Below are 23,456 nucleotides of genomic sequence, written 5' to 3'. Positions count from 1 at the left end.
ATGGCATTACCAACAATCAACCCAACTACAACAGACGCATGGAAAAATCTTCAAAAACATTTTGAAGAGATCCAGAACATTCACATGAAAGATTTATTTGCTAACGATGCAAATCGTGCAAATAACAATACCATTATATGGGAAGACTTTTATGTAGATTTCTCGAAGAACAGAATTACTGAAGAAACGATGAAATACTTGCTTCAGTTGGCAGATGAGGTGAAGTTGAAAGATGCAATGCAAAGCTATTTTTCTGGTGATGTTATTAACGAAACCGAAGGAAGGGAAGTTTTACATACGGCCTTAAGAGCTCCAGAATCGGCTACAGTTATGGTCGATGGCGAGAATGTAATGCCTGAAATATATCGTGTAAAAGCAGAAATGGAAACCTTTACTAATAAGGTTGTAAATGGCGAATTAAAAGGTTTTACAGGAAAACCATTTACAGATGTTGTAAATATTGGTATTGGTGGTTCGGATCTTGGTCCTGCTATGGTTGTAGAATCTTTACAGTTTTATAAAAATCATTTAACGACACATTTTGTAAGTAATGTCGATGGGGATCATGTAAATGAAGTGATTAAGGTTTTAGACCCAGAAACAACACTTTTTGTAATTGTGTCTAAAACATTTACAACACAAGAAACCTTATCTAATGCAAATACATTACGTACTTGGTTTTTAGAACATGCCAATCAAGAAGCAGTTGCAAGTCATTTTGTGGCAGTATCTACAAATATTGAAAAAGTAAAAGCATTCGGAATAGACGAAACAAATATTTTTCCGATGTGGAATTGGGTTGGTGGTCGCTTTTCATTGTGGAGTGCTGTAGGATTAACAGTTAGTTTAGCTGTTGGTTACAAGAATTTTGAAAGTTTATTAGAAGGTGCTCACGATATGGACGAGCATTTTAGAACTACAGATTTTGATAAAAATATACCTGTTGTATTAGCGCTGTTAAGTGTGTGGTATAACAATTTCTTTGGTGCAGAAAGTGAAGCAGTTATTGGGTATAGTCAATATTTAACACAATTTGCAACGTATCTTCAACAAGGGATAATGGAAAGTAATGGTAAAAGTATAGATCGTAATGGAGATCGTGTAAATTACCAAACTGGAACTATTATTTGGGGAGAGCCAGGAACAAATTCACAACACGCATTTTTTCAGTTAATTCATCAAGGAACAAAATTAATTCCTGCAGATTTTATTGGTTATGTAGAGTCTTTATATGGTGATACAGATCATCAAGATAAATTAATGTCTAATTTCTTAGCCCAGACAGAAGCACTTCTAAATGGAAAAACGAAAGAAGAAGTTTTAGAGGAAATGAAATCTCAAAATTTATCTGAAGCAGAACAATCAAAATTACTTCCTTTTAAAGTTTTTGAAGGTAATAAACCAACAAATACTCTCTTTATAAATAAACTTACACCTAAAAGTTTAGGTAAGTTAATTGCAATGTACGAGCATAAAATCTTCGTTCAAGGGGTGATTTGGAACATTTTTAGCTACGATCAATGGGGTGTAGAGCTAGGAAAGCAACTTGCAAGTAAAATTTTAAAAGAATTTGACGGAACTGAAAATTATGAACATGATAATTCTACTCTTAATCTTTTAAACTTTTATAAAAAAGGACGTCAATAAATTATAAAGACGTAAAAAACTCTCTAAAAATTCTTCATTTTTTTTATTTGATGCATTATCTGTATATTGCACAATGTTAAAAACCTTAACATTTAGGTAATAGTAGATAGGTAATAAGCACTACTTTTGCACTCGTAAAATTAACTCAAATAACAAAAATGAAGAACATTACACAAAACTTATTTTTTGCAATTATCATGGTCTTTAGTACTGTGTCTTTTGCGCAAAGTATTGTTACAGGAACTACTGTTGATCCAGATTCCAAAATGCCTTTACCAGGTGTAAACGTGGTGGAAAAAGGAACGACAAACGGTGTTTCGAGTGACTTCGATGGAAAATTTACGTTACAGACAACTAAAACAGATGCTGTAATAGTTATTTCTTACATCGGTTATTTATCTAAAGAAATTCCAGTATCAGGAACTGTAGATTTAGGTAAAATTAGATTAGAGTCTAGTGAATTCGGATTAGACGAAGTTCAAATTATTGCTTCTGTAGCAGTAGACAGAAAAACTCCTGTTGCTGTATCTACAATTAGAGCAGCAGAAATTCAATTAAAATTAGGAACTCAGGAATTTCCTGAAATTTTAAAATCTACTCCTGGAGTTTACGCAACTAAAGCCGGTGGTGGTTTTGGTGATGGTCGTATTAACCTAAGAGGTTTTGAATCTAACAACGTTGCGGTTTTAATTAACGGTATTCCTGTTAACGACATGGAAAATGGCGCTGTATACTGGAGTAACTGGGCTGGACTTGCAGATGTTACTAGTTCTATGCAAGTACAACGTGGTTTAGGAGCTTCTAAAGTTGCCGTACCATCTATTGGAGGTACAATTAACATTCTTACAAACACTACAGATGTAGAAGCTGGAGGTTCTGTTGGATCTACTGTTGGTAACGATGGTTATTTAAAGTGGGGTGGTTCTTATTCTACTGGTTTAATGGATAATGGGTTTGCTGTTACGGTTTCTGCTTATAAAACAGATGGTGATGGTTATGTAGATGGAACAGAATTTAATGCTGTATCTTACTTTGCAAATATTTCAAAAAATATAGGTGAATATCATAAATTATCTTTTACTGTTTTTGGAGCACAACAACAACACGGACAAAGACAAAATAAGCAATTAATTAATACGTTTAGAGCATCAGACGATGGAATAAAATTTAATGCAGATTGGGGATATAAAAATGGTCAAGTTACTCACCAAGAAGACAATTTTTATAATAAACCACAAATTTCATTAAACTGGTATTGGGATTTATCTGAAAACACAACTTTAGCAACCTCAGCATATGCATCATTCGGAAACGGTGGTGGAGGTGGTTACGCCGGAGTTAATAAATTTGGCTTAGGAGATAACGGTGTTACACCTTACAGAATTGGTGTTTACGGACCTACAAATTTTGATATTATTGTTGATGAAAACCAAGAGGCAGGTGCTAATGGTTCTGAAACTATTTTAAGAGCTTCTCGTAACAACCATCAATGGTATGGATTATTATCTAGCTTAAATACGAAGATAGGAGATAATATAGAAGTAGTAGGAGGTTTAGATGTAAGAACATACAAAGGAATTCACTACACTGAAGTTACAGATTTATTAGGAGGTCGTTTTTATGCAGACGATAGTAATGTAAACGATCCAAATGCAACGTACCAAGTAGGAGACAAATACTCTTATTATAATGATGGATTTGTAAACTGGTTCGGTCTTTACGGTCAAATGGAATACTCTCTTGATAAACTTGCTGCATTTGTATCTATTGCAGGATCTAATACATCTTATAAAAGATTGGATTATTTTCAATACTTAGACAGCGATCCAGCTAGAGAAACAGATTGGTATAACTTTTTTGGATATAGCATTAAAGGGGGAGCAAACTACAACTTAACAGATAATCATAATGTGTTTGCAAATATTGGTTACTTCCAAAAAGCTCCAGATTTCGATACAGTATTCTTAAACTTCTCTAACGATTTTATTAACCCTGACGCTAAAAATCAAGAGATCTTTAGTATGGAATTAGGGTATGGTTACAGATCAGAAAAATTATCTGCTAATGTAAACATCTACAGAACGGTTTGGGATAACAGATCTGAAACGTATTCGTATCAGCAGCCAGATGGAAGAAACGCTACAGCTAATATTTTAGGTGTAAATGCAATTCACCAAGGTATAGAATTAGACTTTGTATATAGAGCAACAGATAAGTTAAAACTTACAGGTATGGCATCTTTCGGAGATTGGAGATGGGATAACGATGTTAAGAATGTTCAAATTTTTAACGAAGATCAAGAATTAATCGAAACTATAGATTTATACATTGAAGATCTACACGTAGGTGATGCTGCTCAAACTACAGTTGCTTTTGGTGCTAATTACGAACTTATAGAAAAAACAGTATTGTCGTTAGATTACAATTACTACGATAACTTATATGCAGATTTCGATCCTAGTAATAGAACAACACCTAATGCTCCAGACGCTTGGGAAGTACCAGCGTATAGTTTATTCGATTTAGGTTTGTCTCATAACTTTATGATGGGACCATTCGATGTGTTTTTATTAGGAAGAATGAACAATATTTTTAATGTAGACTACGTGTCTGATGCTCAAGATGGAGCTGGTTCAGGAGCAAGTACTGCACTTGTTTATTACGGAGCAGGTAGAACGTTTAGTATTGGTGCTAAGCTTAACTTTTAAAAAAAAATTAAAATGAGAAAAATAGTATTTTTATTAGTAGCTATAGGCGCAATGTTAACTAGTTGTGACCCTATGGAAGATGTTTACAACGAAATTGGAGATGTAGACCGAACAATTGTTGGTGTTGAAAATTATACGTTAACAGACGATGATTATGCCGAATTAGGATTAGACGATCTTATGTTTGCAACTGAGGATGAAGCAAAAGAATTATTACCTTCATTTTTAGCAACAAAATATCCGTATTGGGGATTAGGTTCTTCTATTTTAGTAGATTATAATCTTGCGCCTACAGGTATTGAGGGTGTTAGTGAATTAATTTCTGCTAGTAGATACACTTTATCTAAAGACGATTATGCCGCTTCTGGAAGTGAAGGTGCAGGTTTTTACCCTAGTGAAGATCCTACAGATTATCTTACTGCAATTTTAACTTCACAATTTCCAGATGCAGTAGCGGGAGACGTTGCTTTATTAGAATATAAGCAATACACAGAAATACCAGTTGTTGGTGTTTCTAATTTAGTAGATTCAGATTTCGTATCTGCTGGAACATTATTAGACTGGACTAGTATATCTGTAACAGGAGATCAAGTATGGGAAGGTAGTAATTACGGTGCAAAAATGAATGCTTATACTACTAAAGCTAATGTAAACGAAGATTGGTTAGTATCTGCAGAGATTGATTTAACTAATCAAGATAATCCATTATTCCAAGTCACTCAAATTTTAAATTATGCTGGTGATCTTGATTGGTATAATATTCTTATCTCAACAGATTATGATGGAGATGTAGCTACCGCTACTTGGGATACTATTACAGTATCGCCTGCTCCAGAAGGTTCTAGTTGGACAGCAGTGACTTCAGACGATTATAGTTTATCTGCTTACGAAGGTGAAACTATTCATATTGCATTTAAATACCAATCAGACGATGTTGCAGCAGCAACTTGGGAAATTGAAGACGTATATGTAAAAGTAATAGGTGTAGAAGGTCAAACTGTAGATCTTTCTAGTTATTACGAATATACTGCAGAAGGATACTGGCAAATATTAGATAAAGCATATTATTTAAGTGCTGCAGATTACGATAGTATGGGGACTGGTTCTGGACAACCAGGACAGTATAATAACTTTAGTAGTTCTATTTTACCTGCTAACTATATACCAACATTCTTAGCTAACAAATATCCATATGCACAAGAAGAAGATGAAATGGAAATTACGTATAAGTATTATAATGGAGCAGCAACAGTTGTTTCAGGTAATAGTTACACGTATATGAATGGTGTATGGGGAGCATACCAAGCATCTTTACAATTTGGTAATGAAGGTAGCTCATGGGTGCCAGATAACACTATTAGATATGAATTAATTAGAACCGATTATGATTATATGGCGGCTCAATTAGTAGATGTTGAAGGTTATGCAGGTGCGGCTTCTAGTATGGGTAACTACGGAAACTTAGATAGAAGACCAGGGAATTCTAATTTCTGGAGTGGTGCAGATGAAGAAAATAATGCTGGTATTACAGATATGATTGAAACTGCAATGGCTATTTTACTTGATAAAATGGATCCAAATGCAGCTGAAGGTCAGAAATATTTAATGACGTATGATATTTATAATGGTACAAATACCATAGAAAATACATCAATGATTAAAACAGGTGGCGTTTGGGTTAGAAATAAGTAATCCATATTAAACTTACAAAAATTAAAACCATGTAGAAATACATGGTTTTTTTATGCCGTTAAATTGTTTACATTTGTTTTTAATAAAATTAATATCTTCATCATTATGTACAGTGTAATTAGAAATTTACATTCCTATTGGGCGTTTTTAGTATTGGCAGTCTTAATAATTGCCACAGTTAATAGTATTATAAAATATGTTGGCAAAAAAGAATACAGTCCTGTAGATTTTAGATTGGCTTTATTCACAATTATTGTAACTCATATTCAGTTATTAATAGGGATTATTCTGTATGTTGTTTCTCCAAGAATGGCTCTGTTTGGAGAAATTGGAATGGGAGGTATCATGAAAGATCCAATCAGCAGATTATATTTAATAGAACATCCAATAATCAACATAATAGCACTTGTATTTATTACAATGGGCTATTCTAAACACAAAGTAAAATTATCATCTCATGCAAAGTTTAAAACCATATCTATATTTTATACTATTGGTTTGATTCTCTTGCTATCAAGAATTCCATGGAGTACATGGTTAGGAATATAAATTATAAAGCGGCTAAGAGCCGCTTTTTTTATGTTTAGACTTTTCCTTAATTACATAAATATATACCGGGAAATGATCGCTATAGCCATTAGTGAATCCTTCATAACCAAAACTTCTAAATGGATAGCCTTTGTACGTTCCTGTTTTTGTGATTAGAAATTGAGCATTAAAAATGCCAACTTTATAAAACCGAAACGAGCTAAAATCGGTTTCCAATAAAGGTTTAGTAACCAAAATCTGATCGAAGAGGCTCCATTTATCACGATAAGCAGTTGTGCCAAGTCCATCGTTATAAAGTTGCTCCATGGGGTTGTAAATGCCTTTTAATCCTACTTTGTTTCTCTTTTTCTTAGTCTTTAATACAGTTTTAAAACTCGCATTTGTAGGATCGTCGTTAAAATCGCCCATAGTTATTATTTTGGCATAGGGATCTATTGTTTGCAGTGAGTCTATAATTTGCTTATTCAGTGTTGCGGCTGCTATACGTTTAGAATTACTTTTAGTTTCTCCACCACGTCTAGACGGCCAATGGTTCACAATAATATGAATTAAATCGTTATCCAGTAGTCCGCTAACAACCAATTGATCTCGTGTGTAAATAGGAGTGCCTTTAAGTTCATCTTTTAAGTGAAGTGGATAATTAGAAGTTGCTATTGGAGTAAACACGCTTTTCTGGTATAATAATGCAACATCTATCCCACGGCGGTCTGGAGAGTCAAAGTGAACAATTCCATAATTGTGTTTAATTAGCAAAGAATCATTTATTAAATCTTCTAAGACATCACGATTTTCTACTTCAGAAACACCTAAAATTACTGGAGAATTATGAGTCACCTCAAAACCAATTTCAGAAATTACACGAGACATGTTTCTAACCTTCTTAGCATACACTTCTGCCCGGTTTTCCTTCAATTCCATTATGGGACTACTTTCATCAAAAGTTATAGGATTGTCTTCAATATCAAACAGATTTTCAAGATTGTAAAAGGCAATCGTATGTATGGTAAATTCTCTATCCTGTGCCCAAATTAATGATGAATTAATAAGGCATATTAGGTACAAAATAGATCTTAAAACGTTCATTATAAACTAAATATATATCTAAATATAATATATTTTAAATAAAAATCATTAAATTAAAGTTCCCTAATCTATTGATAGTTAGAAAGTAGTGAATTTAAAGTTCTATTTTAATGAAAAATTTCATTCTAATAAGTCTATGTTTTTTTTGTAGTTTCCAATCTGTTTTGGCACAAGTTCAAAACATTTCTGGAAGTGTTAAAGACGGGGTGTCTTTGCTGCCTCTTGATCAGGTTTCTATTCAAATTGAAGGTACAAACTACAGTGCCGAAACTAATAAGTTAGGCGAATTTAATATTGAAAACACTAATGTTTTTGGTGAATACATACTTAAACTAAGTAAGACAGGTTACGCAGATAAACGCTATCCAATTATTATTTACAGGGATATTGCTTTACATATTGACGATATGTTTTTACAACGTGATGCTACAGCAAACCAAGATCTTTATACTATTATTTTAACTGACGATGAGTTAAACGACGATACAGGTGTGGCCGATAATATCTCTGGACTACTACAAGCGTCTCAAGATGTTTTTCAGCGAACAGCAGCATTCGAATTTAGTGGATCTTTCTTTAAAATTAGAGGATTAGATTCTAGTGAAGGCACACTTTTAATAAACGGAATTGAAATGAACTCCATGTATAACGGGAGGATGCAATGGAGCAATTGGGGAGGCATTAATGATGTGATGCGTAACCAAGAGTTTAGTTTTGGTTTATCTGCTTCCACGCTTAATTTCGGTGGTGTTCTAGGTGCGACAAGTGTAAGTACTAGAGCTTCAAAATATAGACAAGGCGGCAGAATTACATATACGTCTTCTAACCGAAGTTACTCTAATCGATTAATGGCAAGTTATGCCTCTGGTTTAGTTAAAAACGGTTGGGCATATGCACTTTCTATTGGTAAACGTTGGGGAAACGAAGGTTACCAAGATGCTACGTTTTACGATGCAAATTCATTTTTTATTTCTGTAGAAAAGAATTTTGGCGAAAAGCAAAGTTTAAATTTCACAGGTATTTATACGCCAAACAAACGTGGAAAATCGTCTCCGAATACTCAAGAAGTTTTTAATTTACGAGATATTAAATACAATGAATATTGGGGCTATCATAATGATGAAAAACGAAATTCACGAATTAAAGATGTCTCCCAACCTATTTTTATATTGAGCCATTTCTGGGATATAAATGCAAATACAGAACTTCAAACTAACATGAGTTATACCTTTGGAAAACAAGGTCAAAGTCGGTTAGATTATCCTGGCGGCGGAAATCCTAGCCCTGCATATTATCAAAAATTACCGAGTTATTATTTAGCTAAAGTCGAACCTGATTATACAAATGCTTATCTCGCCGAACATGAATTTATTAGCAATGGTCAAGTTAATTGGAATCGTATGTACGATGCTAATATTACGAATGCAGATCAAGGTTTAGAGGCCGCTTATATACAATACCAAGACCGAACAGACGATAAGCAATTCACCATAAATTCAATTTTAAATACAGAAATTAACGACCATATTTTATTAAGTGGCTCTCTGAATTATTCACAATTAAAATCAAATAATTTTGCTGAAATAAATGATATGTTAGGCGCATTATATTATTTAAATGTTGATGCTTTTGATGGTTGGCAATACGATATGCAAAATCCTAATGCATTGGTAGAAGAAGGTGGCAAAATTAAATACAATTATATAATGAATGCAAGTATAATCTCTGGTTTTGCACAAGCGCAATTTAAATATAGAACCATCGATTATTTTATAGCACTTAATATTAATAATACTAAATATCAGCGTGAAGGATTGTTTCAGAATGAAGCCTTTCAAAATAATTCATTAGGAAAAAGTGCCTCTTTAAATTTTATAGGTTTCGGGATTAAAAGCGGCTTGACTTATAAATTCACTGCAAAGCATGTTGTAGATCTTCATGCGGCATATCTTACAAAAGCACCAGATTTTCAAAGTTCATTTTCTAACCCAAGAGAGAATAACGCTGTAGTTAAAGACATTTCAGAAGAACATGTTATGGCTTTCGATCTAAGTTATATTTACAGATCGCGAATTATAACATCTAAGTTAACGGGGTTTTACATTGATAATAAAGGGAGTAACGAAATCGGATTTTATTATGCAGATGGATTAACATCTGCAGGTATTGTGTTTAATGAAACATCGGCTTTTGTACAAGAAATTCTGTACGGTGTAAATACACTTCATTATGGTTTTGAATTGGGAATTGAAGCAAAATTAACATCGTCTTTTAAATTAAAAGCAGCGGCATCTGCTGGACAATATATTTATAATAACAACCCTGATTTATATTTAACCTCGTCTAGTTTTGTAACCGATGATGGCTCCATAAATTTTGGAGAATCTGATCTCAAAAATTATAAAGTTGCAGGAGGTCCGCAATCTGCTTTTTCCTTTGGTTTTGAATATAGCGATCCCGAATATTGGTGGTTTGGAGCCACGGCAAATTATATGGTGAATACATATATAGATGTGAGTCCACTTACCAGAACAGCCAATTTTTATTTAGATGATGATGGTTTGCCATTTATCGATTACGACGAAAATGTGGCAAAACAATTATTAAAACAGGAGCGATTTGACGATTATTTGGTTGTGAACTTAATAGGCGGGAAATCATGGAAGATTGCTGATTATTACCTTGGCCTGTTTGTTAGCATTAATAATCTATTGGATAATACCTTTAAAACTGGTGGATTTGAACAAGGTAGAAATGCCAATTATAGAGAATTGAAAGAAGATAATGAACACCCAATTCGAGTGTTTGGACCAAAATATTGGTACGGACGTGGTACAACTTATTTTGCCAATGTAAATATTAGATTTTAGAAAAGAGTAAATTTTTGAAGGATGAAAAAGATAAAAAATACAAACCGGATTTTAAGTATTTTGTTTTTAATGCTTTTAATGTCTTGCGTCCAAGACGATGATTTTTCGGTGCCTTCACCATTAAATCAAGAAGAGAATGAGGCTTTAATCGATATTCAAAAAGGCATCGAAGAAGGTGTCATTACAGAGATTTCAATAGAGGCTTTAAAACAACAATTCGTTGCTGGAGAAGTTGTACAGTTCTCTTCTAATAGTGTGGTGAAAGGGTATGTGTCATCGTCTGATAAAACAGGAAATTTTTATAAAGAAATATATATTCAAGATCAGCCTTCTAATCCAAAAGCAGCTATAAATATTGTTTTAAATCAAGTCGATTCTTATAATCAATTCAACTTAGGGCGAGAAGTCTACATTTCATTAAAGGATTTATATTTAGGAGAAACAGTATCAGAAGTTTTGGCTATTGGAGGTTTTGAAGATGGAAGTAGAGTAGGTTTGCTAACCGAAAATCAGATTAAATCCCATCTGTTTCGCTCCTCAGAAACGGTTGAAATAGAACCGTTAGAACTTAATTTTTCAGATATCAATGAGAATTATATAGGGATGTTTATTGTGATAAATAATGTTGAATTCCCAGAAAATCTAAAAGATCAATCCTATTTTAATGCGATAGATGATTTCGATACGCAACGCACTATGCAACGTTGTGAAGGCTTTAGCTACGAAGAATTTATTTTAGAAACAAGTTCGTTTTCATCATTTAAGAATGAAATCTTACCAACGCAAAACGGTACGATAAAAGGTGTGATTTCTAAAAGTTATGGTGGCGATAATTTTGTACTCGTTTTAAATGATACTAAAGATGTTGTCATGACAGATTCGCGGTGCTCCCCTTTAAATGCCGATGATTTTACCGTGATATTCGAAGAGACTTTTAATGATGCCATCGATAATGAAACTCTAGATACAGAAGGTTGGATTAATTTTTCAGAACGTGGGCAAGTTCTTTGGACCGAACAAATTTATAGTAAAAATGGATATGCAGAGTTTGGAACTTTTGGAGCGAATGATACGGCTAATGTTGGTTGGTTAATATCGCCTGGTATTGATATGGATGTTTATTTGAATGAATTTTTAAACTTTAAAATGGGGCAACATCACTTGGATTCTGTTCGTAATAAAATTGAAGTTTTAGCTTCTACAGATTTTAATGGTACCGATGTACTTAATGCCACATGGACCGTAATTAACGCAAAAGTTCCAACTAAATACGACGAATGGTATGCCTTTAAAGATTCCGGATTAGTAGATATATCTGAATATACAGGAACCCTTTATGTTGCTTTTAAAGTAACAGGTTCAGGTACGAATGAAGCTTTAGATGGCTCTTACCAATTAGATGATTTTAGAGTGTTAACCGAGAAATAAATTACACGATTTTAGGAACGTCACGTAAGAGTAAATATACAGGAAAATGATCGCTATAACCACCTTTGTATGTTTTTCCAGCATAAGTTCTAAACGGCTGACCTTTAAAACGACCTTTATATTGTTTTAAAAAATCGGGATCAAAAATATTAGCATTATCAAAATTATGAGTTCCTGGTTTATGGTCAAGAAAATTATGAGTCAACATAAACTGATCGAACACATCCCATTTAAACCTGTAATTTACAGTACCACGATCGAAAGATGTTAAACTTTCCATCGGATTAAAAAGATTATTGTTATTCACTAACGCTTGTACACTTTCACTAGCCGAGTTATCGTTAAAATCTCCCATAATAATAATTTTAGCATCAGGGTCTTCAGCTTTTATACTTTCAATAACTTCAGTGGCTTTGTTAGACACTTCCATACGTTTTGGCTCGTTAGATTCCTCGTGCTTAGATGGCCAATGATTCACTAAAAAATTCATGGGCTCTCCATTTAAAATTCCTGTTACACGTAATATATCTCTTGTATAATCAGCAAGACCGTCTTCATCCTCTAAAACGATAGAATAAGGTGCAGAATCTGTTACTGTAAATTGGGTTTTATCGTAAATAAAAGCCACATCAATGCCTCGCTCATCGGCAGAATCGTAATGCACAAAATCATAAGGAATATCCTTTAAGTGTTCAGAATCTATAAGATCTTGAATTACTTTTGCATTTTCAACTTCGGCAACACCTACAATTGTAGGATGTGTTGCTGTTTCCGTTTTTCCAATACTTGAAATTGCTAATCCTAATTTAAACAACTTGTTTTCGTATCGTTTTAAAGTCCAACGTTTTTCTGAAGTCGATAAAAAATCATTATCGTTTATCTTCGGATCGTTGGTGATGTCGAATAAATTTTCTAAATTAAAAAAGGCAATAGTTTTCATGTTATGATGTAAATTTCTATGGCAAGATAAGACTTCAAAAGTAAATAGGAATCTTAAAAATATAAAAATTAATCAGCGTACAATTATGTAACTTTGTGCTTTAAATCAATTTATGCTAGAAAAAAAGGATACAAACTTAGAAAGAGCAGTATTAATAGGTGTTGTCACTAAAGAGCAAGACGAAGAACAGTCTAAAGAGTATTTAGACGAATTGGAGTTTTTAACCTTTACTGCTGGAGGTGAAGTGATAAAACGATTTACTCAAAAAATGGAAAAGCCAAATCCTAAAACCTTTATCGGTACTGGAAAGATGGCAGATGTACAGCTATTTATTGAAGAAAATGATATCGGTACAGCTATTTTTGATGATGAATTATCATCAGCTCAAGAACGAAATATAAGTAAAATATTAAATTGTAAAGTTTTAGACAGAACCAATTTAATCCTCGATATTTTTGCCCAACGTGCTCAAACTAGTTATGCTAGAACGCAAGTAGAATTGGCGCAATGTGAATATTTATTACCACGTTTAAGAGGAATGTGGACACACCTTGAACGCCAAAAAGGGGGAATTGGAATGCGTGGACCTGGGGAAACTGAAATTGAAACAGATAGACGTATTGTTAGAGAGCGAATTGCATTATTAAAAGAGAAAATTAAAACGATAGACAAGCAAATGTCTGTGCAACGTGGTAATCGCGGTGCTATGGTTCGTGTGGCTTTAGTTGGGTATACCAATGTTGGAAAATCGACTTTAATGAATGTGATAAGTAAAAGTGAGGTGTTTGCCGAAAACAAATTATTTGCAACTTTAGATACAACTGTTAGAAAAGTAGTAATCCATAATTTACCATTTTTATTAAGTGATACTGTTGGATTTATTAGAAAGTTGCCAACGCAATTGGTAGACTCTTTTAAAAGTACTTTAGATGAAGTTCGCGAAGCCGATTTGTTATTACATATTGTAGATATCTCTCATCCAAATTTTGAAGATCATATCGCATCTGTGAATAAAATTTTAGGAGAGATTAAAGGTGCTGATAAACCTACTATTATGGTCTTTAATAAAATTGATGCTTATGAAGCTGAACCTTTTGATGAAACCGATTTACAAGAAGTTCGTAATACTTCTCATTATTCGTTAGATGAATGGAAACGTACTTGGATGAACAAATTAGGAGATAATGCATTGTTTATATCAGCATTAAATAAAGAAAATTTAGAAGATTTTAAAAAACGAGTTTACGATGAAGTAAGAGAAATTCACATAACACGTTTTCCTTATAACAAATTTTTATATCCAGATTATGATGATCTTGATTTAAGTGAAGAAGAATAAAAATTTATAAAAAATGCGCTACCAAGCGCATTTTTTTATACCCATATTTTAAAAAGTTACTTTCTGTAGAATTTAAAACGCAGTAGATAAATTTCTGTAACTTGTAAGAGCAAACCATTCATAACATTATGACGAAGTTTAAACACCGTAACGTGCACACTCAAGGTGCAGATAAATTTACGGGAATAGAATTAAAAGATCCTGCAGATCATGCTGCTGGATTTACAGCTGTAAAAATAGCATTGGAGCATGTGTTTAAAGAAATGGGAGTAATAAGGTCTTTAAAAACTTTATCTCATATGAATCAAATTGATGGATTTGATTGCCCTGGTTGTGCTTGGCCAGATCCAGAGAAGCGTTCAAAATTAGGTGAATATTGCGAAAATGGAGCAAAAGCTTTGTCTGAAGAGGCTACTAACAAAGAAGTTGATGCTCGTTTTTTTGAAAGGCATTCTATAGAGGAAATCTCGACATGGACCGATTATAAAATAGGGAAAAGTGGTCGTATCACGCAACCCATGCTTTTAAAGCCTGGTGGTATTTATTACGAACCCATCAGTTGGGAAGATGCTTATCTAGTTATTGCAGATCATTTACATGCGTTAGAAAACCCAAACGAAGCTATTTTTTATACTTCAGGGCGATCAAGTAACGAGGCTGCATTTTTATATGGTTTGTTTGCAAGGGCTTTCGGAACTAATAATATGCCGGATTGTTCTAATATGTGCCATGAATCTAGTGGTGTAGGACTTTCGGAAACATTAGGAATAGGAAAAGGCTCTGTGAAATTAGAAGATTTTGATAAAGCCGAAGTTGTTTTAGTTATTGGGCAAAATCCAGGAACAAATCACCCCAGAATGTTATCTGCTTTAGAGAAATGTAAATCAAACGGCGGACATGTAGTGAGTATAAATCCGTTGGCAGAAGCGGGTTTAGCACGTTTTAAAAACCCACAAGAAATTTCTGGCATATTAGGATCAGGACATAAGCTTGCCGATTATCATTTACAGGTAAGAATAAATCAAGATGTGGCTTTATTGAAATTGATTCAGAAGAAATTAGTACTATTAGATGCTTTGGATCAAACCGTTTTCGATCATCAATTTATAGAAAAATATACTGAAGGTTACGAAGCTTTAGTTTCTCATTTAGATACACAATCGGAAGACGAATTGTTACAATTATGTGGTGTAGATATTTCTAAAATAGATGAAGTTGTTACCCTTTTAGCGAATTCAAAAAAAATAATTATATGTTGGGCTATGGGCTTAACGCAGCATAAAAATGGGGTAGATAATATTAAGGAATGTGTTAACTTATTATTGTTAAAAGGGAGTTTAGGAAAACTGGGAGCAGGAACTTGCCCAGTACGTGGGCATAGTAATGTACAAGGTGACAGAACCGTTGGTATTATGCATTATGTGTCTAAGTCTTTTAACGAGGCAGTAAAAAACACCTTTGGTTTTACTCCGCCAGAAGATCAAGGTTTAGATGTGGTAAATGCCATTCAAGCGATGCATAATACAAAAGGAAAAATCTTTCTAGCATTGGGAGGTAATTTTGTTTCGGCAGCTTCAGATACAGAGTATACAGCTAAGGCGATTCAAAATTGTGACCTTACTGTGCAAATAAGTACAAAGCTGAATAGAAGTCATTGTATTGTTGGTAAAACTGCATTGATTTTGCCTACGTTAGGACGATCTGATCAAGATTTTAATGCAGGGAAACAACGTCATTTTACGGTTGAAAATAGTATGGGTGTTGTGCATCAATCCAAAGGTTTCTTACATCCCATTTCCAAAAATATAAAAAGTGAACCAGATATTATTGGAGGTATTGCAGATGCTTATTTTAAAGGAAAGCATCCTGTAGAATGGAAAACAATAAGTACAGATTATGAATTACTTCGCGAAAAAATGGGACTGGTAATTAGTGGTTTTGAAGATGTAAATACAAAGTCCAAAGGCGTAGGATATTATTTGCCTAATAATGTCCGTGATCTAGACTTTAGCCGACTGCCAAATAAAAAAGCAAAGTTTACAGTTACAGAATTACCACAACACGATTTAAAACTAGACGAATTTTTATTGATGAGTATTAGGTCTCACGACCAATTTAATACTACTATTTATGGCTTAGATGATAGATATAGAGGTGTGCATAATGAAAGGCGTGTGTTATTTATGAACGAAAGCGATATGGAAAAGTATAAGTATAAAAAGTTCGACGTTGTTAATTTAATGAGTAATTACAAAGGAAACGAACGCAAAGTGTTCAATTTCTTGGTGATTCCTTATAATATACCTTCAGGAAATTTAGCTGCGTATTATCCAGAAACAAATCCGTTAATTCCTATCGATGAATATGCGATTAAAAGTAATACGCCCATAAGTAAATCTGTGAAAGTTACTGTAGAGAAAGCAATTTTGTAATTTGAATACAAATTACAAAAAGGGCCTCAATATTAAATTGAAGCCTTTTTTTATATAAATATTTTGTTTGCTTTAGCTTAGAATGCGTAGCTTAAACCAAATGTCCAATATGTCTGTAAGTCGTTATCAACATTGTCGAAAGTTGCGTTTGTATCTCCCATAGTGTTCACGGCATAGTTAAGTGCTTCTTGTTTATTGTCTCTCAGTCCAAATTCAAAACCAAGTCCAATACCTCTCCAAATTTCATAACCAAAAGCGTTTGTCCATGTCCAGCTAGATAAGTTTGAGCTTTCGTAAGACAAGAATGTTGTAAAGTTAGAATGAATGTTTAATTTCCCGATAGATTTTCCGTAGTTAGCCACAAGTTTTGCTCCTAAAGATGAATCGAAAATTGTATCATCATTACTAAATACAAAGTTGTAGTTTAAAGGATGAATAACCACTATTAAATCTGAAATTGGTGTCCATGTAATACCAACCCCTAAATCTAGGTAACCAGGATCATTAAAGTTGTTTAATAAGGTTGTTCTGTATTCTCCTAAAGCAGAAGCTGCTAGTTTTTCGCTAAGTTTATAACCATAAAGTGATGTAATTGTAAAGACATCTGTAGCTTGTCTAAAACTGTCGTTATCGCTTGAATCGTCTTTGTCGTCAAACTTTACCCATGCTAAATTAATGTTTGCTGATGAATACCAGAAAAATGTTTCTTTGTTTAATTTAGCGTAAGGATTTACAGTAATAGTAATGTTTCCAGCAGAATTATTAGGAGTTCCTTGAGCGTACCAATTGTTAAATTCAGAAAAATTAGCGCCTATAGTACCAAAAGCTCCATAATGCCAACCTGGATATTTATCAATTTGTTTTTGAAGAGCATCAACTTCTGATTGAAGTGAACTTACAGAATCTTTTTTAGCCTTCTGTAACTCTTGTAGTTCACTCTTTGTTTGAGCAAACGAAGCTGTAGCAACCAATAGGAAGCAAATAGTAAAAATTCTTTTCATAATTTTTGGATTAAATAACGTTTAATTTGCAAAAATATAAGTTGTTTATTAATAATATAGGAAAAATTATTATTTTCTTTTGTAGAGTGGAACGCTTGAACAAGCCTCGCCAAACATTATAGATCGAGCAATAGGTCTAATTTTATTACTAATCATGACATAAGCACTCTCTGGGACAGGTTTTTTAGAACACCCTTTTATTATTACTGGTGCATCTTTAAATTCAGAAACATCTAAATCATTTATAATATCTTGATAGATCGATGTTTCTAATTGTTTAATGTCTCCTAGATTTACTTTTTCGGCATAAGGTTCTAGTTGTAAAGTAATCAACATGTAAGCCCAAGATGGTACGATGGCATCTGTACTGCATGTTAATGCGACATATGTGTTTGTATATTGTTCCCAGTTATGAGATAAAACGTGTGCTCTAAAATCGTTTTCACGAAGTACTAAACCTTCTAAAAGCCAATCTTTAATATCCAATAAAACTCTAGACCCAGAAGGGTAATAATCTTCAAGGTCTAAAACTTTTAGTTTACTATTGGCGACTCTATTTAAAATATCTTCTGCCATATTAAAGCATTCCTAATTCTAGTTTCGCTTCTTCGCTCATTAAATCTTGACTCCATGGTGGGTCGAAAGTAATTTCTACTTCAGCATCTTTTACCATATCTAAAGATTTTACTTTTTCTTCTACTTCTAAAGGTAATGTTTCTGCAACAGGACAATTAGGTGTAGTTAACGTCATAAGTATTTTTACTTCGGCATCTTCGTTTACAAATACGTCGTAAATTAATCCTAACTCGTAAATATCTACTGGGATTTCTGGATCGAAAATGGTTTTTAAAACCTTAACGATTTTTTCGCCTAATTCGGCTGTATCTAGTTCTTTACTCATTTTAACTTAGTTGTGTTTGGTATGCAATAGCATACAATTTTAATTGTTTAATCATGCTTACTAAACCATTTGCTCGGGTAGGAGATAAATGTTCTTTCAAACCAATTTTATCGATAAAATCGGTATTAGCGTCTAGTATGTCTTTTGGATGCTGATTTGAAAATGAACGAATTAAAATAGCTATAATTCCTTTGGTAATAATCGCATCGCTATCTGCTGTAAAAATCACAGAACTATCTTTTAATTCGGCATGTACCCAAACTTTACTTTGGCATCCTTTTATAAGATTGTCGTTGGTTTTGTATTGTGTATCGATTAGTGGTAATGTCTTTCCTAAATCGATCATATATTGATAACGTTCTTCCCAATCTTCAAACATTGAAAATTCGTCTATTATTTCGTCTTGTATGTTTTGTATCGTCACGTGTTTTGTTTTTATCAAAATTACAAATAGTAAATGTGTTAATCAACCGTTTTGGCAAGAGATAAAATGTATTCTACCAAGGGTTTGATTTCTGAATTCGGATTTTTATGGTCAAATTCTGGTGTGCTATATTTTAAATCGTCTTCAATAATTTGTAATCTAGCAGAAGCCGCTCCATCAGTATGGCGTAGCGCAGAAGGTGCTTCTAAGGTTGAGAGTGTATCTAAATCTACTGCATCTATTTTGTTCAATAAAATGTCCCATTCCTTTTTAGAAAGATTTCTTATCTTGTCTGGTCCATATTGCTCCTTTATAACTAATATTTTCTGGTCTTCGATTTTTATTTCCAGAAATGAACCTCTAGTAATCGCACTGTATCCTATGAGAACCTTATTTTGAGAATCTGAAATTCCCGAGGAGTTTATAGTATTTTGAGCTGGAACTTCACTATTTTTAGTTGGCCCACATGCACTAAATAATATAATACTTACTAGGAGTGTGATGTGTTTCATAACTCAAAATTTATACTTGAAAATTACAAAAAAAGAAGCCAATATCTATTTAAGATAACATCATTTTAGCTTTTTTAACACCTGCAACTAAAGCATCAATTTCTGTTTTAGTATTGTAAAATGCAAATGAAGCCCTTACTGTTCCTGGGATTTTAAAGAAATCCATAATAGGTTGAGCGCAATGGTGTCCAGTTCTTACCGCTATTCCTAATTTATCTAAAATCGTACCAACATCGTACGGATGAATACCTTCAAGATTAAATGAAATAACCGATGTTTTATGTTTAGACGTACCGTAAATTTTTAAGCCTTCAATTTCAGAAAGTTTTATAGTTGCATATGCTAATAATTCATGTTCATATTCTGCAATGGCTTCAAAACCAACACCGTTCATGTAATCTATTGCGGCACCAAAAGCAATACCACCACAAATATTAGGTGTTCCTGCTTCAAATTTATGAGGCAAATCTGCGTAAGTAGTTTTTGCGAAAGTTACTTCGGCAATCATTTCACCACCACCTTGATATGGTGGTAATTTTTTAAGCCATTCTTCTTTTCCGTAAAGCATACCTTCTCCTGTTGGTCCACACATTTTATGAGCAGAAACAACATAGAAATCGACATCTAAAGCTTGAACATCTGGTTTAATATGTGGACACGATTGTGCACCATCTATTAAAACAGCAGCGCCAAAGTCATGTGCTTTTTTAATTATATATTCAATAGGATTTATAGTTCCTAAAGCATTAGAAATATGGTTAACAAAAACCAATTTAGTGTTTTTAGAAAGGAGTTTGTCGTATTCCGACATGATTAACTCGCCTTCTAAATTCATAGGGATAACTTTAAGTTCGGCACCCGAACGTTCGCATAACATTTGCCAAGGCACAATGTTACTATGATGTTCTAAAGCTGAAACTATAATTTCGTCACCCTTTTTTAATAGTGATGAAAATCCATTGGCAACTAAATTAATACCGTGAGTTGTACCCGAAGTAAATATAATTTCGTGAGAAAACTTGGCATTAAAATGGGTCTGAATTTTTAATCGTGCTTGCTCGTAAGCATCAGTAGCCTCTTGACTTAACGTATGTACACCACGATGTATGTTTGCGTTATAATTGCTGTAATAGTCTACAATAACATCGATAACGTGCTGAGGCGTTTGCGATGTTGCAGCATTATCTAAATACACTAAGGGTTTGCCATTTACTTGTCTATTAAGTATCGGAAAATCTTGTCTTATGTGTTCAACGTTAAACATAATTGATGTTTTAGCCCAGATAGAGGCAGTTGTTGGAGCTCTTTTTCGAGTAAGCGAGAAAAAAGCGACTGCCGAAAGCTGGAATTAGCTTCTAATTTTAAAGATCAAATTCTAGATTCACACCTAGTTTTTCTGCTATAATTTTAGTAATACGTGTTTTAAGTTCAGGGATTTTAACAGTATCTAAGACGTTATTACTAAAGGCATACATTAGTAATGCTTTTGCTTCTTTCTCAGGAATACCACGAGTTCTCAAATAAAACATTGCATTTTCGTCTAGCTGACCAATAGTACATCCGTGAGAACATTTTACATCATCTGCAAAAATTTCTAATTGTGGCTTACTGTTAATGGTTGCCTTGTCGCTTAATAAAATATTATTGTTAGACTGGAAGGCATTTGTTTTTTGTGCTTTTTTATCGACTACAACTTTTCCGTTAAAAACACCTGTACTACTATCGTTAAAAATACCTTTATAATCTTGGTGACTTTCGCAATTTGGTTCAATATGGTGAACCAATGTGTTGTGGTCTACATGCTGTTTTTTACCAATAATCGTAATACCATTAAGAGTCGAGTCGATACGTTCTCCATTTTGATAGAAATGTAGGTTGTTTCTAACCAGTTTCCCTCCAAAAGAGAAGGTGTGTACAGAAACATGACTTTCTTGTTTCTGATTTACAAACGTGTTGTCTATTAGCGTGGCATTTTCATTATCGTTTTGTAGTTTGTAATAATCTACAATAGCACGTTTGTTAGCAAATATTTCGGTTACCGAATTGGTTAAGACCGGGTTATCTGTTAAACTTTGATGACGCTCGATAATTTGTACGTGGCTATTCTCGTCTACAACAATTAAGTTCCTAGGTTGAAGCATTACTGCTTCTTCAGAACCTGTAGAAAAGTGTATAATTTGAATTGGCTTTTGAACCAATTTATTTTTAGGAATGTGAATATAAGCACCCTCGTTACTAAAGGCAGTGTTTAAAGAAGCTAAACTGCTTTTTTCTGCCACTTTGTTAAAGTAGTTTTCTATAACCAAACGATATTTAGGTTTGTTTAAAGCCGATGACATTAAACAAACATCTATCCCATCGTGAGTAGTTTGAGATAAATGCGAAGAATATTTTCCATCGATAAAAATGATTTTGTACGCATCTATTTCGTGTATCAAATAAGATTTAATATCACTAAATTCTACAGCATTTTCTTGCTTAGGGAATACGCTGTAATCTTGTTTTAAAACACTGTTTAGTGAGGTGTATTTCCAGTCTTCATCCTTTCTTGAAGGAAATCCGTCTGTTTCAAATATTTTTAAAGCCTCGTTACGTATAGCATGTACAGGTGTATCTACATCGATTTTATTTTCGAATGCCATAAACGAAGACACTAATTTTTCTTTTAAATTCATTTGTCTTTTGTTGTTAGTTGTTTGTTAATAGTTGGTCGTACAACATTCTGTAAACCAAAAACTAATAACTATAAACTAAATTTAAGCGTTCACTTCTTCTTTAATCCAGTCGTAACCTTTTTCTTCTAATTCGTGTGCTAATTCTTTTCCACCCGATTTTACAATACGACCGTTATATAACACATGTACAAAATCTGGAACGATATAGTCTAACAAACGTTGGTAGTGTGTAATTAAAATAACGGCATTGTCTTTGCTTTTTAATTTATTTACACCATTGGCAACAATACGTAAAGCATCGATATCCAAACCAGAATCCGTTTCGTCCAAAATAGCTAATTTAGGTTCTAGCATAGCCATTTGAAAAATTTCGTTACGTTTTTTTTCTCCACCAGAAAAACCTTGATTAAGAGAACGTGATAAAAATTTTCTATCGATTTCTAATAATTCAGATTTTTCACGAATTAACTTCAACATCTCTTTAGCAGGCATATCTTCTAAACCTTTTGCTTTTCGCGTTTCGTTAATTGCTGTTTTTATAAAATTTGTTACAGAAACACCAGGGATTTCAACAGGGTATTGAAACGATAAAAAGATGCCTTTATGTGCGCGTTCTTCAGCCGATAATTCTTCAATTTTCTCTTCGTCAAAGAAAATATCACCATCGGTTACTTCATATTCTTCTTTTCCTGCGATAACTGAAGCTAATGTACTTTTTCCAGAACCGTTTGGTCCCATAATAGCATGAACTTCACCAGGATTAACCACTAAGTTAATTCCTTTTAATATCGCTTTATCTTCTACGCTTGCGTGTAAATTATTAATCTTTAACATTACTCTTTATCTTAGTTGTTGATGTCGTTTAATTTTATTTCTTGATCGTCTTGTACTAGCGGTTGACTAACATTTATAATTTCTATTATTTCAATTATAAACGGCCAGCCTTCTGTGCCTTCAGGTTTTGGTTTAATGATTCCTTTAATTTCTACATGAACCATGTCTGTGTTTTCTTTTTTGTACGCTTTAGCTTTATTGTCTAATTCGTGCATTTTATCATTTTGAATAACACCGTAAACTTCATTTGTAGTTTGTAAAACAGCCGCATTATCGAAAAACACAAATTCTCCTTTTAAAACTTTAAATTCTTCATTTTGTTCTAGTGAAGTCGTTTCTGAAGTTGATTTTGTGTCGTTTTTACAACTTACAAATGCTGAAACACAAAGTAACAATACAAGTACTCTTTTCATTTTATGTA

Annotated in this window: 19 protein-coding genes; 8 read left to right on the top strand and 11 right to left on the bottom strand. The window is 33.3% G+C overall.

Features of this window, described 5'->3' with window-relative positions; translation table 11 throughout:
- From pgi to R6X41_RS14165, 4 genes are all read left to right on the top strand, one after another.
- Entirely contained in the window at positions 1 to 1,647 is a 1,647-nt protein-coding gene (gene pgi / locus R6X41_RS14180; protein ID WP_318501004.1) for a glucose-6-phosphate isomerase, read from the top strand.
- A gap of 158 nt (positions 1,648 to 1,805) precedes the next feature.
- Complete coding sequence (locus R6X41_RS14175) at positions 1,806 to 4,355, top strand: TonB-dependent receptor (protein ID WP_318501003.1); 2,550 nt, start codon at positions 1,806 to 1,808, stop codon at positions 4,353 to 4,355.
- Between the two features lie 12 nt (positions 4,356 to 4,367).
- Entirely contained in the window at positions 4,368 to 6,047 is a 1,680-nt protein-coding gene (locus R6X41_RS14170) for a choice-of-anchor J domain-containing protein (protein WP_318501002.1), read from the top strand.
- 105 nt (positions 6,048 to 6,152) lie between these two features.
- The gene (locus tag R6X41_RS14165; RefSeq protein WP_318501001.1) at positions 6,153 to 6,596 is read left to right on the top strand and encodes a hypothetical protein; all 444 of its coding nucleotides are present in this window, start codon (positions 6,153 to 6,155) and stop codon (positions 6,594 to 6,596) included.
- Between the two features lie 12 nt (positions 6,597 to 6,608).
- On the opposite strand, the gene R6X41_RS14160 is transcribed toward R6X41_RS14165, so the two are convergent.
- Positions 6,609 to 7,679, bottom strand: a complete 1,071-nt coding sequence (locus R6X41_RS14160) for an endonuclease/exonuclease/phosphatase family protein (protein WP_318501000.1) — start codon at positions 7,677 to 7,679, stop codon at positions 6,609 to 6,611.
- Between the two features lie 110 nt (positions 7,680 to 7,789).
- On the opposite strand from R6X41_RS14160, the gene R6X41_RS14155 reads away from it, so the two are divergent.
- Both R6X41_RS14155 and R6X41_RS14150 read left to right on the top strand, forming a co-directional pair.
- Entirely contained in the window at positions 7,790 to 10,549 is a 2,760-nt protein-coding gene (locus R6X41_RS14155) for a carboxypeptidase-like regulatory domain-containing protein (protein WP_318500999.1), read from the top strand.
- Positions 10,550 to 10,570: 21 nt separating this feature from the next.
- Positions 10,571 to 11,977 carry a DUF5689 domain-containing protein gene (locus tag R6X41_RS14150; RefSeq protein WP_318500998.1) on the top strand — a complete coding sequence of 469 codons (1,407 nt, stop codon included), beginning with the start codon at positions 10,571 to 10,573 and terminating at the stop codon, positions 11,975 to 11,977.
- A 1-nt stretch (position 11,978) separates the two neighbouring features.
- Here the strand turns inward: R6X41_RS14150 and R6X41_RS14145 are convergent, their stop codons facing one another.
- Positions 11,979 to 12,917: an endonuclease/exonuclease/phosphatase family protein gene (locus R6X41_RS14145; protein WP_318500997.1), complete on the bottom strand. Its 939-nt coding sequence runs from the start codon at positions 12,915 to 12,917 to the stop codon at positions 11,979 to 11,981.
- 112 nt (positions 12,918 to 13,029) lie between these two features.
- Between R6X41_RS14145 and hflX the strand changes: the two genes are divergently transcribed.
- Positions 13,030 to 14,256, top strand: a complete 1,227-nt coding sequence (gene hflX, locus R6X41_RS14140) for a GTPase HflX (RefSeq protein WP_318500996.1) — start codon at positions 13,030 to 13,032, stop codon at positions 14,254 to 14,256.
- 128 nt (positions 14,257 to 14,384) lie between these two features.
- Positions 14,385 to 16,688: an FdhF/YdeP family oxidoreductase gene (locus R6X41_RS14135; protein WP_318500995.1), complete on the top strand. Its 2,304-nt coding sequence runs from the start codon at positions 14,385 to 14,387 to the stop codon at positions 16,686 to 16,688.
- A 77-nt stretch (positions 16,689 to 16,765) separates the two neighbouring features.
- On the opposite strand, the gene R6X41_RS14130 is transcribed toward R6X41_RS14135, so the two are convergent.
- The 9 genes from R6X41_RS14130 to R6X41_RS14090 all read right to left on the bottom strand — a co-directional run bounded on the left by R6X41_RS14130 (position 16,766) and on the right by R6X41_RS14090 (position 23,448).
- Positions 16,766 to 17,689, bottom strand: coding sequence for a DUF3078 domain-containing protein (locus tag R6X41_RS14130; protein WP_318500994.1), 924 nt, complete (start codon positions 17,687 to 17,689; stop codon positions 16,766 to 16,768).
- Positions 17,690 to 17,758: 69 nt separating this feature from the next.
- Entirely contained in the window at positions 17,759 to 18,265 is a 507-nt protein-coding gene (locus R6X41_RS14125) for a DUF2480 family protein (RefSeq protein WP_318500993.1), read from the bottom strand.
- Position 18,266: 1 nt separating this feature from the next.
- On the bottom strand, positions 18,267 to 18,590 hold the full coding sequence (locus R6X41_RS14120) for a DUF59 domain-containing protein (RefSeq protein WP_318500992.1): 324 nt from the start codon (positions 18,588 to 18,590) through the stop codon (positions 18,267 to 18,269).
- Position 18,591: 1 nt separating this feature from the next.
- A complete protein-coding gene (locus R6X41_RS14115) occupies positions 18,592 to 19,014 on the bottom strand; it encodes a SufE family protein (RefSeq protein WP_318500991.1) in 423 nt (140 codons plus the stop codon).
- 38 nt (positions 19,015 to 19,052) lie between these two features.
- Positions 19,053 to 19,526, bottom strand: coding sequence for a hypothetical protein (locus tag R6X41_RS14110; protein ID WP_318500990.1), 474 nt, complete (start codon positions 19,524 to 19,526; stop codon positions 19,053 to 19,055).
- Positions 19,527 to 19,575: 49 nt separating this feature from the next.
- Positions 19,576 to 20,790, bottom strand: coding sequence for an aminotransferase class V-fold PLP-dependent enzyme (locus R6X41_RS14105; RefSeq protein WP_318500989.1), 1,215 nt, complete (start codon positions 20,788 to 20,790; stop codon positions 19,576 to 19,578).
- A 97-nt stretch (positions 20,791 to 20,887) separates the two neighbouring features.
- Positions 20,888 to 22,201, bottom strand: a complete 1,314-nt coding sequence (gene sufD, locus R6X41_RS14100) for a Fe-S cluster assembly protein SufD (RefSeq protein WP_318500988.1) — start codon at positions 22,199 to 22,201, stop codon at positions 20,888 to 20,890.
- A gap of 81 nt (positions 22,202 to 22,282) precedes the next feature.
- Positions 22,283 to 23,035 carry a Fe-S cluster assembly ATPase SufC gene (sufC, locus tag R6X41_RS14095; protein ID WP_318500987.1) on the bottom strand — a complete coding sequence of 251 codons (753 nt, stop codon included), beginning with the start codon at positions 23,033 to 23,035 and terminating at the stop codon, positions 22,283 to 22,285.
- 11 nt (positions 23,036 to 23,046) lie between these two features.
- The gene (locus R6X41_RS14090) at positions 23,047 to 23,448 is read right to left on the bottom strand and encodes a hypothetical protein (protein ID WP_318500986.1); all 402 of its coding nucleotides are present in this window, start codon (positions 23,446 to 23,448) and stop codon (positions 23,047 to 23,049) included.
- Positions 23,449 to 23,456 lie beyond the last annotated feature (8 nt).

Source organism: Formosa sejongensis (assembly GCF_033447105.1).
Taxonomy (GTDB): domain Bacteria; phylum Bacteroidota; class Bacteroidia; order Flavobacteriales; family Flavobacteriaceae; genus Formosa.
The sequence above is the reverse complement of the archived record's forward strand: the minus strand, read 5'-3'. Positions and strand labels throughout refer to the sequence as shown.

What these genes read in the sequence shown, in the direction of transcription:
- R6X41_RS14105 (WP_318500989.1), bottom strand. Translation starts at nt 20,790, where the DNA reads ATGTTTAACGTTGAACACATAAGACAAGATTTTCCGATACTTAATAGA.
- sufD (WP_318500988.1), bottom strand. Translation starts at nt 22,201, where the DNA reads ATGAATTTAAAAGAAAAATTAGTGTCTTCGTTTATGGCATTCGAAAAT.
- sufC (WP_318500987.1), bottom strand. Translation starts at nt 23,035, where the DNA reads ATGTTAAAGATTAATAATTTACACGCAAGCGTAGAAGATAAAGCGATA.
- R6X41_RS14090 (WP_318500986.1), bottom strand. Translation starts at nt 23,448, where the DNA reads ATGAAAAGAGTACTTGTATTGTTACTTTGTGTTTCAGCATTTGTAAGT.
- R6X41_RS14120 (WP_318500992.1), bottom strand. Translation starts at nt 18,590, where the DNA reads ATGAGTAAAGAACTAGATACAGCCGAATTAGGCGAAAAAATCGTTAAG.
- R6X41_RS14145 (WP_318500997.1), bottom strand. Translation starts at nt 12,917, where the DNA reads ATGAAAACTATTGCCTTTTTTAATTTAGAAAATTTATTCGACATCACC.
- R6X41_RS14110 (WP_318500990.1), bottom strand. Translation starts at nt 19,526, where the DNA reads ATGAAACACATCACACTCCTAGTAAGTATTATATTATTTAGTGCATGT.
- hflX (WP_318500996.1), top strand. Translation starts at nt 13,030, where the DNA reads ATGCTAGAAAAAAAGGATACAAACTTAGAAAGAGCAGTATTAATAGGT.
- R6X41_RS14170 (WP_318501002.1), top strand. Translation starts at nt 4,368, where the DNA reads ATGAGAAAAATAGTATTTTTATTAGTAGCTATAGGCGCAATGTTAACT.
- R6X41_RS14175 (WP_318501003.1), top strand. Translation starts at nt 1,806, where the DNA reads ATGAAGAACATTACACAAAACTTATTTTTTGCAATTATCATGGTCTTT.
- R6X41_RS14155 (WP_318500999.1), top strand. Translation starts at nt 7,790, where the DNA reads ATGAAAAATTTCATTCTAATAAGTCTATGTTTTTTTTGTAGTTTCCAA.
- R6X41_RS14150 (WP_318500998.1), top strand. Translation starts at nt 10,571, where the DNA reads ATGAAAAAGATAAAAAATACAAACCGGATTTTAAGTATTTTGTTTTTA.
- pgi (WP_318501004.1), top strand. Translation starts at nt 1, where the DNA reads ATGGCATTACCAACAATCAACCCAACTACAACAGACGCATGGAAAAAT.
- R6X41_RS14130 (WP_318500994.1), bottom strand. Translation starts at nt 17,689, where the DNA reads ATGAAAAGAATTTTTACTATTTGCTTCCTATTGGTTGCTACAGCTTCG.
- R6X41_RS14135 (WP_318500995.1), top strand. Translation starts at nt 14,385, where the DNA reads ATGACGAAGTTTAAACACCGTAACGTGCACACTCAAGGTGCAGATAAA.
- R6X41_RS14160 (WP_318501000.1), bottom strand. Translation starts at nt 7,679, where the DNA reads ATGAACGTTTTAAGATCTATTTTGTACCTAATATGCCTTATTAATTCA.
- R6X41_RS14125 (WP_318500993.1), bottom strand. Translation starts at nt 18,265, where the DNA reads ATGGCAGAAGATATTTTAAATAGAGTCGCCAATAGTAAACTAAAAGTT.
- R6X41_RS14165 (WP_318501001.1), top strand. Translation starts at nt 6,153, where the DNA reads ATGTACAGTGTAATTAGAAATTTACATTCCTATTGGGCGTTTTTAGTA.